Genomic DNA, 15,088 nt, shown 5'->3' on the forward strand with positions numbered 1-15,088 from the left:
ACTGCTTAGGAGAAGATCATGGGTTTGTTTTCTAAACTTTTTGGCGAAAAAACAGATAGCGCTGGGACAATTGATATCGTAGCGCCTCTGTCAGGCGAAATCGTGAACATTGAAGACGTACCAGATGTGGTGTTTGCAGAAAAAATCGTGGGTGACGGTATTGCGATCAAACCCAGCGGCAACAAAATGGTTGCACCGGTTGACGGTACTATCGGCAAGATTTTTGAAACCAATCACGCCTTTTCAATTGAATCAGATAATGGCATTGAGCTTTTCGTTCATTTCGGTATTGATACCGTTGAGCTGAAAGGTGAAGGCTTTAAACGTATCGCTGAAGAAGGTCAGAAGGTTAAAAAAGGCGACGTGGTTATCGAGTTCGATCTGGCGCTGCTGGAAGAGAAAGCAAAATCAACGTTAACACCGGTTGTCATTTCCAACATGGATGAGATCAAAGAGCTGACTAAGCTTTCTGGTCAGGTCATCGTGGGTGAAACGCCGGTGATTCGTATTAAGAAGTAATCCGCACTAAGACCTAAAAAGAAAAACGGCACCCTCAAAGGTGCCGTTTTTTTATGGCCTGTGACAACATTAATGCGGCTGCCAACGCGGTAAACGCAGGGTTAACTCAAGACCGCCTTCTGGCCGGTTAACGGCGCGGACTTCGCCATGATGCGCCAGAACCACCTTACGCACGATAGCGAGCCCCAGCCCATAACCTTTCCCCATCAGGGGTGAATTCACCCGCACAAAAGGGTCGAAAATACTGGAGAGCTTGGTTTCATCCACGCCAGGCCCCTGATCGCGCACGTGAATGGCCAGCCACTGAGATTCCACCTTCAGGCTCACCTCAATCCGCTGCCCCGGAAGCGAGAAGCGCAACGCATTGCGCAACACATTCTCAATGCCACGACGACACAGTTCAGCATTGCCGCGCACGGTATGATCGGCCTGACCGTCAACGTCAAACGTCACCTCAACACCGGGAATCTGCGCTTCATAACGCAGATCTGTCACGACCGCCTCTAACAATCCCGCCAGATCAAAATAGTGATCACCCGGCATACTTTCATGCTCCGCACGCGCTAGGGTCAACAGCTCGCCGATCATCTTATCGAGCCGTTGTGCCTCTTCGTCAATGCGATCCAGCGAAGCATTCACGTTTTCCGGCCGTTGCCGTGCCAGGCCGGTTGCCAGTTGCAGGCGGGCAAGCGGGGAACGGAGTTCATGGGAGATATCATGAAGCAGAGCTTCACGCGCCTTCACCAGCGTATCCAGCCGCTCCACCATGGCATCAAAGGCCTGTGCCACGCTGGACAGCTCATCGTGACGTTTACGCAACGCCGGGTAAAGCCGGACGCGCAAATCACCATTTGCCACCCGGGAAAATCCTTCACGCAGCTGTCGCATCGGCCGGGTCAGGTTCCAGGCGAGAAGCAAACTGAACAGCAGCCCCACCGAGCCAGCAAAGATAAACATCGGCTCGGGAATATTCAGGAAACTGTGCGGCCGCCCTTCCCGACTCCGTTCACGCATGCCTCTGAGATCGTACAGGAGCTCATAATCCTTGCCATCGGCTCCTTGCACCTGGCGCACCAACTGGTCGGGAAATAGTGATTTGTCGGGTGTTTCGGAAACGGAGGGGATTGCGCTGGCGTCAGACTGAAGATCATCAACGGGATTGATGCTGAGAAATTGCCGTTCTTCAGGCGTCCATTCCGCTGTCATTACCGCAAGTGCGGCGGGCCCTTCACGTTCCAACACAGATGACGCTGACGCCATTATCACGTCAGCCAGACGCTGTGTTACCAGGAGTTCAGGTGGATGGTGTCGGGTACCGGAAAGCGAAAACCCCAACCAGATAAGCTGGCTGATAATGACAAACACCAGCCAGAAGCCCAGCAGGATCTTCCAGAACATGCGTCCGCGATAGCTGTGATTCATCGAATGCGATAGCCAATGCTGCGGACGGTTTCAATCGTAATGCTCTCCGCCGTCAGCGCACTGAGTTTCTGACGGATATTACTGATGTGCACGTCCACGCTACGATCGTAAGCCTCACGCGGTCGTCCCAGCCCTTTTTCTGACAGTTCGTCTTTGGTGACGACACGGTCGGGTGAGCGCAACAGCAAATCGAGCAGGTTAAATTCTGAGGCGGTCAGGTCAAAGGTTTTGCCACGCCATTCCGTAATGCGCCTGGCCGAATTGAGGGTTAACTCGCCCCATTGCAGTGTCTCTTTCTTGTCCTGCGGCGGCGCAAGCTCCTCAACGCGGCGCAGTACGGCGCGCAAACGCGCAACCAGCTCACGGGGATAACAGGGCTTGGGCATATAGTCATCAGCGCCCATCTCCAGCCCGATGACCCGGTCAATGTTATCGCCTTTGGCGGTCAGCATAATTACCGGTAAGCGGCTTTGCTGACGCACCTGGCGCAGCACATCAGTGCCGCTCATATCGGGCAGCATGATATCCAGGATCATGGCGCTAAACTCACCGGACAGCGCCCCCTGAACCCCGGCCGTGCCGGTTAAAACCAGTTGCGTGTCAAAGCCTTCCGTAATCAGATATTGGCTTAACATGGTGCCTAACTCTACGTCGTCATCTACCAGCAAGATTTTCATTGTTATCTCTCATGTGTAACTGGCGCTATTTTGACCCGAGTCAGCGCAATGCGCAGCCGGTTTTACGCGATCCTTACAGATGCGATTAAGCATAGTGCGAACCCAGGCAAATAAAAAAGGCTTATGCACCCGGCGGATAGCACAAGCCTTTCTTAACGCGTCGATATTGACGACACGCTACTGATAGATGCCGGTCGAAAGATAGCGATCGCCACGGTCACAGACGATAGCCACCACCACGCTTCCCGGCCAGGCTTTGGCAATGCGCAACGCCCCGGCAACCGAGCCACCGGAGCTGACGCCACAGAAAATGCCCTCACGACGCGCCAGCGCGCGCATGGTTTCTTCGGCTTCCTGCTGGCCCATATCAATAATCTCATCCACCAACTCAGGACGATAAATGCCCGGCATATAGGCCTGTGGCCAGCGGCGGATGCCGGGAATACTGCTGCCTTCGGTCGGCTGCAGGCCAATCACTTTCACGCCGGTATGATGATCTTTTAAAAACCGACCTACGCCGGTAATCGTGCCGGTGGTGCCCATGCTGGAAACAAAGTGGGTCATCCGCTGTTTCGACTGCTGCCACAGCTCCGGCCCGGTGGTTTGGTAGTGGCCAAGTGGATTGTCGGGATTATTAAACTGATCCAGTACGGTGCCTTCACCCCGGGCAGCCATCTCCTGGGCCCGATCGCGGGCGCCTTCCATTCCCTGTTCACGGCTGACCAGCACCAGCTCGGCACCATAGGCACGCATCGCATCCTGCCGCTCCTGGCTCATGTTATCCGGCATCAGCAGCCGTAGCTTATAACCTTTCATTGCCGCAATCATCGCCAGCGCAATACCGGTGTTGCCGCTGGTGGCTTCAATCAGCCGATCGCCTGGAGTAATGTCACCGCGCCGCTCCGCCTGATGGATCATCGACCAGGCGGCGCGATCTTTCACTGAACCGGCGGGATTATTCCCTTCCAGTTTAAGCCAGACCTCACTGCCGTTGTCAGGCGTCAGGCGTTGCAACCTGATGAGCGGCGTATTACCGATGGTGTCTTCCAGAGTGGTCACGGTGCATTTCCTGGCAAAACGCTATCCGCCATCGTTCAGGCTTCAGCCTGAATCATTGCGGTATAACGGTCATTAAAAAGGCGGGACACCGTCCCGCCCTGCGTGAAAAAGAAAATATCAGGCGCTATGCGCAAAGGCAACCGCCCGTAACGGCGTCGCCCCCTGATACAGTCGGGCCTGCTGTAGCCCGACGAACAGGCGTTCGCCACGCAGCGGTGCGGTTTGTTCACCATCAAAGACCAGCGAGAATGGCTCGCTCTGCCATCCGCTTGGCTGCACCACCAACTGCCAGAAATGACCGCGAGGGCTCACCTCTAAGACCTGAACAGGCAATGGCGTTTCCAGGCTGCTCCTGCGTGAAACGTCGATTTCCCACGGACGCAGGAACAGATCGACCGCGCCCTGATGCGCTGAGGTATGACCTAACGGCCAGTGATGCGCGCCCACATGGAACTGAGAGCCATGAACTTCGCCGTCAAAGCGGTTAACCTCACCCAGGAACTCCAGCACGAAACGCGTGGCAGGATCGCGCCAGACCTCGTCCGGCGTCCCCACCTGTTCAATGCTGCCCTGGCTCATCACCACCACGCGATCGGCCACTTCCATCGCCTCTTCCTGATCGTGCGTCACAAAGACGCTGGTAAACTTCAATTCTTCATGCAGTTGGCGTAACCAGCGACGCAACTCTTTGCGCACCTGCGCATCCAGCGCGCCAAACGGCTCATCCAGCAGCAGGATTTGCGGTTCTACCGCCAGCGCCCTTGCCAACGCGACGCGCTGTTTCTGCCCGCCAGAAAGCTGGGCCGGAAAACGGTTTGCCAGATGGGACAGTTGCACCATCTCCAGCAGGCGCATGACGCGCTGCTTGATCTCCGCACTGGACGGGCGCTCACGGCGCGGCAACACCGTCAGACCAAAGGCAATGTTGTCGAATACCGTCATATGGCGGAACAGCGCATAGTGCTGGAAGACAAAGCCTACCTGACGCTCGCGCGCATGCAGACGGCTGACATCGTGGTCATGAAAACGGATCTGACCGCTGTTCTGATGCTCCAGCCCGGCGATAATACGCAGCAGCGTTGTTTTACCGGAACCGGACGGCCCCAGTAATGCCACCATCTGGCCAGAAGGAATATCCAGTGAGATATCGTTCAGCACCGCTGTGCGACCAAAGGATTTGTTGATCTGGTTAATCTCAATGCTCATGATTGTCCTCCAGTTGCAGGCGTTTATGCTGTTGCTCTAAACGCCATTGCACAATGCTTTTCAGAAACAGCGTCACGATTGCCATCACGGTCAGTAAGGCCGCAGCAGTAAAGGCGCCTACCGTATTGTAATCCTGATGCAGTAATTCAACCTGAAGCGGTAAGGTATAGGTTTCACCGCGAATAGAACCGGATACCACCGATACCGCGCCGAATTCACCAATGGCGCGGGCGTTTGTCAGCACAACGCCATACAGCATGGCCCAGCGAATATTGGGCAGCGTAACGCGACGGAACATCTGCCAGCCCGAGGCACCTAACAGCACGGCGGCTTCGTCTTCATGACTGCCCTGACTCAGCATCACCGGCACCAGTTCGCGCACCACAAACGGACAGGTAACGAAGACGGTGACCAGCACCATGCCAGGCCAGGAGAACATCACCTGAATATTATGGGCATCCAGCCAGCCGCCCGCCGGGCCATTGATGCCCCAGAACAGGAGATACATCAGGCCCGCCACGACAGGCGATACGGCAAACGGAATGTCGAACAGCGTTAAAAGCAGCTGGCGACCGGGAAAGGTAAAGCGTGTCACCAGCCAGGCCAGCAGCGTGCCGAACACTAAATTCACCGGCACGGTAATCAACGCGACCAGCACCGTCAGCCATATGGCATGCAGCATATCGCTGTCGGTCAGGTTGCTAAACGTCACGCCCAGCCCTTTGTACAACGCTTCCCAGAAGATGGAGACCATCGGCACCACCAGCAGAAGCAGCGATATCAGTGCGCCAATACCAATAAGCAGCCACTTACTCCAGTTAACCGGCTGGCGATCGGCCGCGTTGAGTTGCGAAATCTCTGCCATTAGTGGCCTCCCAGACGACGACCAAATCGGCTTTGTAATGTATTAATCGCGAACAGCAACAGTAGCGATGCCGTCAGAATCACCGAGGCGATGGCGCTGGCTGCCGGGTAGTCAAATTCCTGCAGGCGGACAAAAATCATCAGCGAGGTCACTTCGGTTTTCCAGGCGATGTTGCCCGCGATAAAGATCACCGCACCAAATTCACCCAGGCTGCGGGTAAACGACAGCGCAGTGCCCGCCAGAAGGGCTGGCGCGACTTCAGGCAACACGACCCGGCGAAAGCTCTGCCAGGGCGTTGCGCCCAGTGTCTGAGCGGCTTCCTCGTATTCGGGACCTAACTCTTCCAGCACCGGCTGCACGGTTCGCACCACAAAGGGAATACTGGTGAACGCCATCGCCAGCGCGATACCGATCCAGGTATAGGAAATCTTGATATCGAAATGGGCAAACCACTGCCCGTACCAGCCGTTAACGGAAAACAGACCGGCCAGCGTCAAGCCCGCCACGGCGGTCGGCAGCGCAAACGGCAAATCCATCAGCCCGTCAAGCAACGTGCGGCCCGGGAAGCGATAGCGCGTTAAAATCCATGCCATTAACATGCCGAATACGGCATTAAACAATGAGGCCACACCGGCCGACAGTAACGTCACTTTGTAGGCTGCGATCAGTTGAGGATTGGTGACCACGTCCCAGTATTGCTGCAGCGTCATCTGCGACAGCTGCATAATCAGTGCGCTGATGGGCAGCAGCAGCACCAGGCAGGTAAACAGCAGGCTGGTGCCGAGGCTCAGACCGAAACCGGGCAGAACGCGTTTTTGGCTGGCTGCAAACATGATTACCGCCCCGCCGCTAACAGTTTATCCAGCTCGCCGCCGCTGGCGAAATGGGTTTTCATTACGTTATCCCAGCCGCCAAACGCCTCTTCCACCCGAAACAGGTTGGTGGCAGGGAAACGGGCTTTTTGCTGCGCCATTAACTGCGGATTGTTCACGCGGTAATAGAAATCCGTGATGATTTTCTGCGCCTCGGGGGAATACAGCCAGGTCAAATACGCTTTTGCCGCATCGCCCGTTTTATTCTGCGCGACATTTTTATCAACCCAGGCGACCGGAAACTCCGCCAGGATATCGGTTTTTGGCACCACGACTTCATAGTCATCTTTGCCGTATTGGTTGCGGATGTTATTCACTTCTGACTCAAAACTGATCAGCACATCTCCCAGGCCGCGTTCGGCAAAGGTGGTTGTGGCACCGCGACCACCGGTATCGAACACTTCAACATTCTTTAAAAACTTCGTCATAAACGCGCGGGTTTTGGCCTGATCGCCCCCGTCAGCCTGGCTGGCAGCGCCCCAGGCCGCAAGATAGGTATAGCGCCCGTTGCCGGAGGTTTTGGGATTAGGAAAAATCAGCTTCACATCGTCACGGGTTAAATCGGACCAGTCGTGAATCTGCTTTGGGTTTCCCTTGCGCACCAGGAACGCCATGGTGGAATAAAAGGGTGAACTGTTATTCGGCAGACGCGTTTGCCAGTCGGCCGGAATCAGCTTGCCTTTATCGTGTAACACCTGCACATCCGTGACCTGGTTATAGGTCACGACATCGGCACGCAGACCTTGCAGGATCGCCAGCGCCTGTTTAGATGACCCGGCATGGGACATCTTAATGGTCAGCTTGTCGTCAGGATGGCTGGCATCCCATTGACTGACAAAAGGCGCATTCAGGGCGACGAATAATTCACGTGCAACATCGTAAGAGCTGTTTAGCAGCTCGGTCGCGTTTGCGGCACCGGCCAGGCTCAGCGACAGTGCGAGTCCGCTCACGATTTTTTTCATCGCTGGTAAGGTCATGGTTCACCCTGAAGAAATTTGATGCAGATCTCATCTGCCGATACAGCAGTTTATTTATAACTCAGCGTAAACCCGTAACGGTTTTATATATCGTTTGCTGATTTCAAAGTCGAAAAAGGCATAAGGCGGTGGCAGAAGATAGCGGGAAAGTGGCATTGGACGCGCAGGGCTGAGGGTCTGCCCTGCGGTTTAGCGGTACGAAAAGGCCTTAGCGCTGCCAGACAATTTTGCTGAGCTTCCAGCTCTTGAGTGTGTCATCCGACGGCATCAACCCTTCTGGCCCGTGCCAGGTTCCGCTGTAGACATAGCGAAGATGCTGACTGTTGGGCGCGCGGCACTCCACGTCACGGTTGTCCAGCCCGCTCGCCAGCACACAGTTATTGAAGGCTTTGTCGAATTTGGCGCTGAACGCGTCACCGATTTTGCTGCCATCGGCGCTGGCAATGTGGCTGTCCAGCACTTCAATGCGGTCAACCTGCGACTGGCCATAAACCACCAGCATTACTTTGCCGTCATCCATGGCCTGCCAGAACGACACCACCTGACCATTATGACCGCGCATGCCCTGGCGCAGATCGTACTTGCCTTTCAGCCCCTCTTTTATGGCGGCTTCGGTCATGGCGGTGGAGCCATTAATGCCACCCACGCCCTGCTCTGTGGCCGTCAGCGAGGACCCAAACCAGTTCCAGGGCAGCGCCGATGACCAGTGGTAGCTCAGTGGATTCCACCAGCTTACCTGCTGGCTGCTGTTAGCGTCAGTACCGGAGGAACTGGCACACCCACTGACCAGTATGGCCGCAGTCAGTAACGTGTAACGAACAGCTTTCATGAAAACTCCTGTGAATAAAAGAACAATAAAGGACAATAAGGCAGAACTGATTGGAGTCGCAAAGCGGCAAAAAGTTTATTCGGGATACTGTTGCGGTACAAAGCAGGCGCGAAGCCGGATGCTGCTGAATAACCACAGCAGCGCCAGCAGATCGAACAGCGTCAATAACAAGGGGAGCGGCGAGCTGAGAAAATCAGCCAGATACAGTTGAGCGCCTTGCCAGAGCAGGTTAATCGCCATAGCGAGCATTAAGACCTGGCGCCAGCTGCGCCACAGTCTTGGCAGACGCGAACGGTAGCCGGTCAACAGCAGGCCAAACAGCGCCGGTAAGCCCAGCGCCAGGCCTGACCAGAAGGCCTGGCGGTCAGGATAAAAGAGCGCCAGAAGATCGTTCCCCTGCTGGCGTGACGCGCCGGCCATAATCAACAGCAACCAGGTCCGTGACTGTAGCAGCAGAATCAGCCAGAAAAGAAACGGCAGGCGCAACTGGCCTTTATCATCGTACTCTTCCGGTGGCCAGACAGAATTAATATTCACGATCTTCGATTAAACGTTTGCCCAGTAACACCACATCGACCGTTTCGTAGTCGAGCTTTTCATAGAATGCGACCACCTGATCGTTCTCTTCACGCACCATCAAATGGATTTTTGGACAGCCGCGTGCAATCAGTTTTTTCTCAAGGCGGTTCATCAAGGCATTGGCAAAACCGCGTCCCTGATAGTCAGGATGCACAGCAAGGTAATAGGCCGCGCCGCGATGACCGTCGTAGCCACCCATCACCGTGCCGACGACTTCACCGCCCACTTCTGCCACCAGGAAAAGATCGGCGTCGTGATGCATTTTGCGTTCGATATCCAGCTCGGGATCGTTCCACGGCCGTAACAAATCGCAGCGCTCCCAGAGCGTGATTACTTCTTCAAAGTCTTCCTGGCGGAAGGTGCGGATTTCCATCTTCTTTACCTGCTATTCACCACAATTTGCTGATTATCACGCTTTCTTCGGCTGGCGCAACCCTCCCTACCGGGGGCAACGTTAAAAAAAAGGGATTTGGCTGTTAGTGAGCTGAAATACAAAGTAATAACCTGAAATGGTTGAAAGATCGCCGTGGCGCTAACGTTACGCTATAACACTTTGCATAATTGTTGCTTATGGACCTGCACATGCATTTGCTTAAACGTTTAATTCACCGCCGCCAGCTTCTGCTGTCAGGACTTGCACTGGCCGTGTTGTCTCCGCGCGCCGTACAGGCAAAAGAACAGCAGGCTTCTCTCTCTTCCCGTCACACCTCGCCAAAGCCGCCAGCCAGTAACGGTAAACGCATTGTCATGATCGACCCTGGCCACGGCGGGATTGATTCGGGTGCGGTGGGCGAAGAAGGCGCGGAAGAGAAGCATATTGTCTTAGAAATCGCCAACAACGTCCGCCGTGAGCTACAGTCACATCCGCGCATTGAGGTGCGCCTGACGCGCGACAGCGATCACTTTATTCCCCTTTATCAGCGCGTGGAAATTGCCCATCAGCATGGCGCGAATCTGTTTATGTCCATCCATGCAGATGGCTATACCAGCCCGGATGCCAACGGTGCCTCGGTCTTCGCCCTGTCCAACCGCGGTGCCAGCAGTAGCATGGCGCGCTATCTGTCAAACAGAGAGAACGATGCCGACAAGGTCGGTGGCGCAAAGGTGGAAGCGCAGGATCACTATCTGCAGCAGATCCTGTTTGACCTGGTGCAAACGGACACCATCAAAAACAGCCTGACGCTGGGCAAACACGTGCTGGATCAGATCCGTCCCGTGCATCACCTTCACAGTCAGCACACGGAACAGGCCGCGTTTGCCGTATTAAAATCCCCGTCGATTCCCTCGGTGCTGGTGGAAACCTCGTTTATCACTAACCCGCGGGAAGAGCAGTTACTGGGCACCAGCGCATTCCGTCAAAAAATTGCATCGGCTATCGCCACCGGAATAATCAATTACTTTGATGAGTACGATCGCCGAATGTCGTAATGAATAAGCTATAATCACGTCCAATTTTTACCAAGAGAAGCCCATCACATGCCTGATATCTCCCGTGTAAAAACGTTCCTGTTGGATCTGCAGGATGAGATTTGTAGCAAGCTGACCGCCGAAGACGGCGGTGCACAGTTTATTGAAGACAGCTGGCAGCGCCCCGGCGGCGGCGGCGGACGAAGCCGCGTGCTGCGTGATGGCGCGGTCTTTGAACAGGCCGGCGTCAACTTTTCGCACGTTCATGGCGACCAGATGCCCGCGTCCGCTACCGCGCATCGCCCTGAACTGGCCGGATGCAGTTTTGAAGCCATGGGCGTTTCGCTGGTCATTCATCCTCATAATCCGTATGTGCCGACCAGTCATGCCAACGTGCGTTTCTTTATTGCCGAAAAACCTGGCGCTGAACCTATTTGGTGGTTTGGCGGTGGCTTCGATATGACGCCGTTTTACGGTTTCGAAGAGGATGCACTGCACTGGCACCAGACGGCATTCGATATTTGTCAGCCCTTTGGCGAAGATGTCTATCCGCGCTTTAAAAAGTGGTGCGATGACTATTTCTATCTGAAACACCGCGACGAGCAGCGCGGCATCGGTGGGTTGTTCTTTGATGATATCCACCAGCCCGGCTTTGAAAACAGCTTTGCGTTGATTCAGGCGGTGGGCCGGGGCTTCCTGGACGCTTATCAGCCAATCGTCGCGCGCCGCAAACACGTGCCTTTTGGCGAGCGGGAACGTCAGTTTCAGCTCTATCGCCGTGGTCGCTATGTGGAGTTTAATCTGGTGTGGGACCGTGGCACGCTGTTTGGTCTGCAAACCGGAGGCAGAACGGAGTCTATCCTGATGTCCCTGCCGCCGCTGGTACGCTGGGAATATAACTATCATCCTGAGCCTGACTCGCCGGAAGCGGCGCTCTACCGTGATTTTCTGCCGGTAAAGAACTGGCTTAACCTGCCGGCATGAAGTCTGTCCGCCTGCCCCGCATGACAGGCAGGCAAACCAGCCCTCTGCGGGGCGAAGGTTAACACGGGGCCGCATCGTTGAATGCGGCCCCGTTTCATTATAGCGGCTGGGTTTGCGCTTCCACCACGGCCAGCGCCACCATATTAACGATGCGCCGCACGGAGGCGATACGGGTAAGGACGTGCACGGGCTTCGTCATTCCCATCAGCACCGGCCCCACCGTTACGCCTTCAGAACTGGAGACGCGCAACAGGTTATAGCTGATTCGCGCTGCCTCCACATTGGGCATGATCAACAGGTTGGCACTGCCTTTTAGCGGGCTGTCGGGCATGATTTCCCGACGAATACTTTCCACCAGCGCCGCATCACCGTGCATCTCGCCGTCAATTTCCAGCTCAGGTGCCCGCTGCTGCACCAGCGCCAGTACGTCACGCATTTTACGTGCGCCGGGTGCATTTGAGGTGCCAAAGCTGGAGTGCGACAACAGCGCCACGCGCGGTTCAATCCCAAATCGCCGCACGGTTTCGGCCGCCATCAGGGTGATGTCTGCGAGCTGCTCGGGCGTGGGATCTTCATTCACATAGGTGTCAGCAATAAAGGTGTTGCCGTTTGGCAGCAGCAACGCGTTCATGGCTCCCGCGACTTTCACATCGGAACGCAGGCCCAGCACTTTTTCCACAATCTCGTAGTGCTCGTTGTAATCCCCAATGGTGCCGCAGATGAGCGCGTCCGCTTCACCGCGATAGACCATGATGGCACCAATCAGCGTCGGATTACCGATCACCGCGCGCTGCGCCTGCTCAGGCGTTACGCCGCGCCGCTTCATCATCTGGTAATACTCATTCCAGTATGCTTTGAAACGCGGATCGGATTCATTATTGACGATTTCAAAATCCTTCCCGGCTTCGATTTTCAGCCCCTGCTTCTCCAGCCGCATGGCAATCACGTTCGGGCGGCCTATCAGAATGGGTTTTGCCAGCCCCAGCGACACGAGTTCCTGCGTCGCATGCAGCACCCGCACCTCTTCCCCTTCGGCCAGCACCACACGTTTCGGCGCTTTACGGGCCTGAGAGAAAATCGGCTTCATAAACAGATTGGTTTTATAAACAAATTCCGTGAGCTGTTCGCGGTAGGCGTAAAAGTCGCTAATCGGCCGGGTTGCCACGCCGGAATCCATCGCCGCTTTCGCCACGGCGGGAGCAATCTGCACGATTAAACGAGGATCGAAAGGTTTAGGAATCAGATAGTCCGGCCCAAAACTCAGGTCCTGATCGCTATAGGCCGATGCCACCACATCGCTCTGTTCTGCCTGCGCCAGATCGGCGATAGCGTGAACCGCGGCCAGCTTCATCGCTTCATTGATGGCGGTCGCGCCAACATCCAGCGCACCGCGGAAGATAAACGGAAAGCACAGGACGTTATTCACCTGATTAGGAAAGTCAGAACGGCCGGTACAGATAATCGCATCAGGCCGCACGGCTTTGGCTAACGGCGGCAGGATTTCTGGCTGCGGATTCGCCAGCGCCAGAATCAGGGGGTCCTTTGCCATGGTTTTCACCATCTCAGGCGTGAGCACGTCCGGGCCGGAGCAGCCAAGGAAAATATCCGCGCCCTCAATCACCTCCGCCAGCGTACGTTTGCCCTGATCCTCAACCGCATAGTCAGCCTTGGTCTCGGCCATGTTGGGTTCGCGCCCGCGATAAATCAGGCCTTTGGAATCGCACACCTGAATATTGTGTTTCTGTAAGCCCAAGGCGACCAGCAGGTTCATACAGGCAATCGCCGATGCGCCCGCGCCGGACACCACCAACCGCACGTCTGAGATCGCTTTTTTGATAATGCGCAGCCCGTTTAACACCGCCGCCGTACAGATAATCGCCGTACCGTGCTGATCGTCGTGAAACACGGGGATTTTCATCCGTTGCCGCAGCTGCTGCTCAATGTAAAAACATTCCGGCGCTTTAATATCTTCAAGATTGATGCCGCCAAAGGTCGGCTCCAGCGCCGCGATAATCTCAATCAGCTTGTCCGGGTCATGCTCATCGACCTCAATATCAAAGACGTCAATGCCGGCAAACTTCTTGAATAATACACCTTTGCCTTCCATCACCGGTTTACCGGCCAGCGCCCCGATGTTCCCCAGGCCCAGCACCGCCGTGCCGTTAGAAATGACCGCCACCAGATTGCCGCGCGCGGTGTATTTATGGGCGGCCAGCGGATCGGCGGCAATTTCTAAACAGGGTGCGGCAACGCCGGGTGAATAGGCCAGGGCCAGATCGCGCTGCGTCGCCAGCGGCTTGGTCGGCGACACCTGAATCTTGCCGGGAGTGGGATACTGGTGAAAATCAAGCGCACTTTGCTTCAGTTGGTCATCCATTTGACGTCCTTCTTCGCCAGGTGAGTGAGCGCCCAGTATAGAAAGCAGACCACCACAAAGCGGTGAGGCGCTTCAAAGAACCTCATTTCTTAGGGCACAGATTGTTACAGTCTGGCCTGCGTCATTTGTCATGGCTGCTATTCTTAATAGCCGGGCAGTCGTTATCCGCAGAAATGCTCTCTCGGGTGGTGACGCGCTACCCTCATCGCACAACATTCAGAGAAAACGCATTTTCACTGCACCCCGTCTGTTGCAATGTGGTGAGTCGGCGTTACTGCGACCCGTAATGTCTGCACGGATTAGGGCACGAGGCCAGAGGTGTTCCCTTTCGTTACAATGTATTTTCAAGGAGTGTAGAAATGAACCAGCTTGAAGCCCTTAAACAGTTCACCACCGTGGTGGCTGACAGTGGCGATATTGAATCGATTCGAAATTATCACCCACAAGATGCGACCACCAATCCCTCGCTTATTCTGAAAGCATCTGCTCTCCAGCCTTACAAACATCTGATTGATGACGCCATCGACTATGCGAAAAAACAGGGCGGCAGCAAAGAGACGCAGATCATCAACGCCAGCGACAAAGTGGCTATTAACCTCGGTATGGAAATTCTGAAAAGCATACCGGGCCGTGTTTCGACCGAAGTGGATGCGCGCCTCTCCTTCGATCGTGGCATGTGCGTCACGAAAGCTGAAAAGCTGGTTCGCATGTATGAAGAGCACGGTATTGACCGCTCACGTATTCTGATCAAACTGGCGTCAACGTGGGAAGGCATCAAGGCAGCGGAAGAACTGGAAAAAAATGGTATCCAGTGCAACCTGACGTTGCTGTTCTCGTTTGCGCAGGCGCGCGCCTGCGCCGAAGCCGGTGTTTACCTGATTTCACCGTTTGTCGGTCGTATCTATGACTGGTACAACTCACGCAAACCGATGGACCCGTACAGCGCTGATGAAGATCCTGGCGTGAAATCCGTGCGCCGTATTTACGATTACTACAAGAAGCACCGTTATGACACCATCATCATGGGTGCCAGCTTCCGTAAAGTTGAACAGGTACTTGCGCTGGCCGGTTGTGACCGCCTGACGCTTTCACCGAATCTGCTGGAAGAGCTGCAAAACAGTGATGAGCCAATTGAACGTAAGCTGGAGCCGTCAACCGAGTGTTTCCATCAGCCGTCGCCGCTGTCTGAAGCTGAATTCCGTTGGGAGCATAATCAGGACCCCATGGCGGTAGAAAAACTGGCAGACGGTATCCGTCAGTTCGCCGTTGACCAGCAAAAACTCGAAGATGTGCTGGCGGCACGCCTCTAGTTTTC

General features: G+C 55.2%; 15 protein-coding genes. 4 read left to right on the forward strand and 11 right to left on the reverse strand.

Annotated elements, in window-relative coordinates:
• The first annotated feature begins 18 nt into the window (after positions 1-18).
• Complete coding sequence (gene crr / locus A6A26_RS20650) at positions 19-519, forward strand: PTS glucose transporter subunit IIA (protein WP_063880468.1); 501 nt, start codon at positions 19-21, stop codon at positions 517-519.
• Positions 520-588: 69 nt separating this feature from the next.
• Here the strand turns inward: crr and A6A26_RS20655 are convergent, their stop codons facing one another.
• The 10 genes from A6A26_RS20655 to A6A26_RS20700 all read right to left on the reverse strand — a co-directional run bounded on the left by A6A26_RS20655 (position 589) and on the right by A6A26_RS20700 (position 9,378).
• Positions 589-1,941, reverse strand: coding sequence for an ATP-binding protein (locus tag A6A26_RS20655; protein WP_063880469.1), 1,353 nt, complete (start codon positions 1,939-1,941; stop codon positions 589-591).
• Positions 1,938-2,618: a response regulator transcription factor gene (locus A6A26_RS20660; protein ID WP_063880470.1), complete on the reverse strand. Its 681-nt coding sequence runs from the start codon at positions 2,616-2,618 to the stop codon at positions 1,938-1,940. The genes A6A26_RS20655 and A6A26_RS20660 overlap by 4 nt, the downstream gene beginning before the upstream one ends.
• 177 nt (positions 2,619-2,795) lie before the next feature.
• Positions 2,796-3,677, reverse strand: a complete 882-nt coding sequence (gene cysM / locus A6A26_RS20665) for a cysteine synthase CysM (RefSeq protein WP_063880471.1) — start codon at positions 3,675-3,677, stop codon at positions 2,796-2,798.
• Between the two features lie 117 nt (positions 3,678-3,794).
• Positions 3,795-4,883 (reverse strand): sulfate/thiosulfate ABC transporter ATP-binding protein CysA, encoded by a 1,089-nt coding sequence (gene cysA / locus A6A26_RS20670; protein ID WP_063880472.1) that lies wholly within the window; start codon positions 4,881-4,883, stop codon positions 3,795-3,797.
• Positions 4,873-5,748, reverse strand: coding sequence for a sulfate/thiosulfate ABC transporter permease CysW (gene cysW / locus A6A26_RS20675; protein WP_063880473.1), 876 nt, complete (start codon positions 5,746-5,748; stop codon positions 4,873-4,875). Before cysW ends, cysA begins: the two co-directional genes overlap by 11 nt.
• Positions 5,748-6,581, reverse strand: coding sequence for a sulfate/thiosulfate ABC transporter permease CysT (gene cysT, locus A6A26_RS20680; protein WP_063880477.1), 834 nt, complete (start codon positions 6,579-6,581; stop codon positions 5,748-5,750). The genes cysW and cysT overlap by 1 nt, the downstream gene beginning before the upstream one ends.
• A 2-nt stretch (positions 6,582-6,583) precedes the next feature.
• Positions 6,584-7,597 carry a sulfate ABC transporter substrate-binding protein gene (locus A6A26_RS20685; protein WP_063880478.1) on the reverse strand — a complete coding sequence of 338 codons (1,014 nt, stop codon included), beginning with the start codon at positions 7,595-7,597 and terminating at the stop codon, positions 6,584-6,586.
• Positions 7,598-7,805: 208 nt separating this feature from the next.
• Entirely contained in the window at positions 7,806-8,426 is a 621-nt protein-coding gene (locus tag A6A26_RS20690) for an RpoE-regulated lipoprotein (RefSeq protein ID WP_063880482.1), read from the reverse strand.
• Positions 8,427-8,501: 75 nt separating this feature from the next.
• Positions 8,502-8,963, reverse strand: coding sequence for a DUF2919 domain-containing protein (locus tag A6A26_RS20695; protein ID WP_063880483.1), 462 nt, complete (start codon positions 8,961-8,963; stop codon positions 8,502-8,504).
• Entirely contained in the window at positions 8,953-9,378 is a 426-nt protein-coding gene (locus tag A6A26_RS20700; protein WP_006117810.1) for a GNAT family acetyltransferase, read from the reverse strand. Before A6A26_RS20700 ends, A6A26_RS20695 begins: the two co-directional genes overlap by 11 nt.
• A gap of 209 nt (positions 9,379-9,587) precedes the next feature.
• On the opposite strand from A6A26_RS20700, the gene amiA reads away from it, so the two are divergent.
• Both amiA and hemF read left to right on the forward strand, forming a co-directional pair.
• Positions 9,588-10,433 carry an N-acetylmuramoyl-L-alanine amidase AmiA gene (gene amiA / locus A6A26_RS20705; protein WP_241567980.1) on the forward strand — a complete coding sequence of 282 codons (846 nt, stop codon included), beginning with the start codon at positions 9,588-9,590 and terminating at the stop codon, positions 10,431-10,433.
• Positions 10,434-10,481: 48 nt separating this feature from the next.
• Positions 10,482-11,396 (forward strand): oxygen-dependent coproporphyrinogen oxidase, encoded by a 915-nt coding sequence (gene hemF / locus A6A26_RS20710; protein ID WP_063880487.1) that lies wholly within the window; start codon positions 10,482-10,484, stop codon positions 11,394-11,396.
• A gap of 97 nt (positions 11,397-11,493) precedes the next feature.
• On the opposite strand, the gene maeB is transcribed toward hemF, so the two are convergent.
• Positions 11,494-13,773 (reverse strand): NADP-dependent oxaloacetate-decarboxylating malate dehydrogenase, encoded by a 2,280-nt coding sequence (gene maeB / locus A6A26_RS20715; protein ID WP_063880489.1) that lies wholly within the window; start codon positions 13,771-13,773, stop codon positions 11,494-11,496.
• 359 nt (positions 13,774-14,132) lie between these two features.
• Here maeB and tal point away from each other — a divergent pair, with 359 nt between their 5' ends.
• Complete coding sequence (tal, locus tag A6A26_RS20720) at positions 14,133-15,083, forward strand: transaldolase (RefSeq protein WP_063880491.1); 951 nt, start codon at positions 14,133-14,135, stop codon at positions 15,081-15,083.
• Positions 15,084-15,088 lie beyond the last annotated feature (5 nt).

Origin of the sequence: Pantoea sp. OXWO6B1 (assembly GCF_001641135.1) — a bacterium.
Lineage (GTDB): Bacteria > Pseudomonadota > Gammaproteobacteria > Enterobacterales > Enterobacteriaceae > Pantoea > Pantoea allii.

What these genes read in the sequence shown, in the direction of transcription:
- crr (WP_063880468.1), top strand. Translation starts at nt 19, where the DNA reads ATGGGTTTGTTTTCTAAACTTTTTGGCGAAAAAACAGATAGCGCTGGG.
- A6A26_RS20655 (WP_063880469.1), bottom strand. Translation starts at nt 1,941, where the DNA reads ATGAATCACAGCTATCGCGGACGCATGTTCTGGAAGATCCTGCTGGGC.
- A6A26_RS20660 (WP_063880470.1), bottom strand. Translation starts at nt 2,618, where the DNA reads ATGAAAATCTTGCTGGTAGATGACGACGTAGAGTTAGGCACCATGTTA.
- cysA (WP_063880472.1), bottom strand. Translation starts at nt 4,883, where the DNA reads ATGAGCATTGAGATTAACCAGATCAACAAATCCTTTGGTCGCACAGCG.
- cysW (WP_063880473.1), bottom strand. Translation starts at nt 5,748, where the DNA reads ATGGCAGAGATTTCGCAACTCAACGCGGCCGATCGCCAGCCGGTTAAC.
- cysT (WP_063880477.1), bottom strand. Translation starts at nt 6,581, where the DNA reads ATGTTTGCAGCCAGCCAAAAACGCGTTCTGCCCGGTTTCGGTCTGAGC.
- A6A26_RS20685 (WP_063880478.1), bottom strand. Translation starts at nt 7,597, where the DNA reads ATGACCTTACCAGCGATGAAAAAAATCGTGAGCGGACTCGCACTGTCG.
- A6A26_RS20690 (WP_063880482.1), bottom strand. Translation starts at nt 8,426, where the DNA reads ATGAAAGCTGTTCGTTACACGTTACTGACTGCGGCCATACTGGTCAGT.
- A6A26_RS20700 (WP_006117810.1), bottom strand. Translation starts at nt 9,378, where the DNA reads ATGGAAATCCGCACCTTCCGCCAGGAAGACTTTGAAGAAGTAATCACG.
- amiA (WP_241567980.1), top strand. Translation starts at nt 9,588, where the DNA reads ATGCATTTGCTTAAACGTTTAATTCACCGCCGCCAGCTTCTGCTGTCA.
- hemF (WP_063880487.1), top strand. Translation starts at nt 10,482, where the DNA reads ATGCCTGATATCTCCCGTGTAAAAACGTTCCTGTTGGATCTGCAGGAT.
- maeB (WP_063880489.1), bottom strand. Translation starts at nt 13,773, where the DNA reads ATGGATGACCAACTGAAGCAAAGTGCGCTTGATTTTCACCAGTATCCC.
- tal (WP_063880491.1), top strand. Translation starts at nt 14,133, where the DNA reads ATGAACCAGCTTGAAGCCCTTAAACAGTTCACCACCGTGGTGGCTGAC.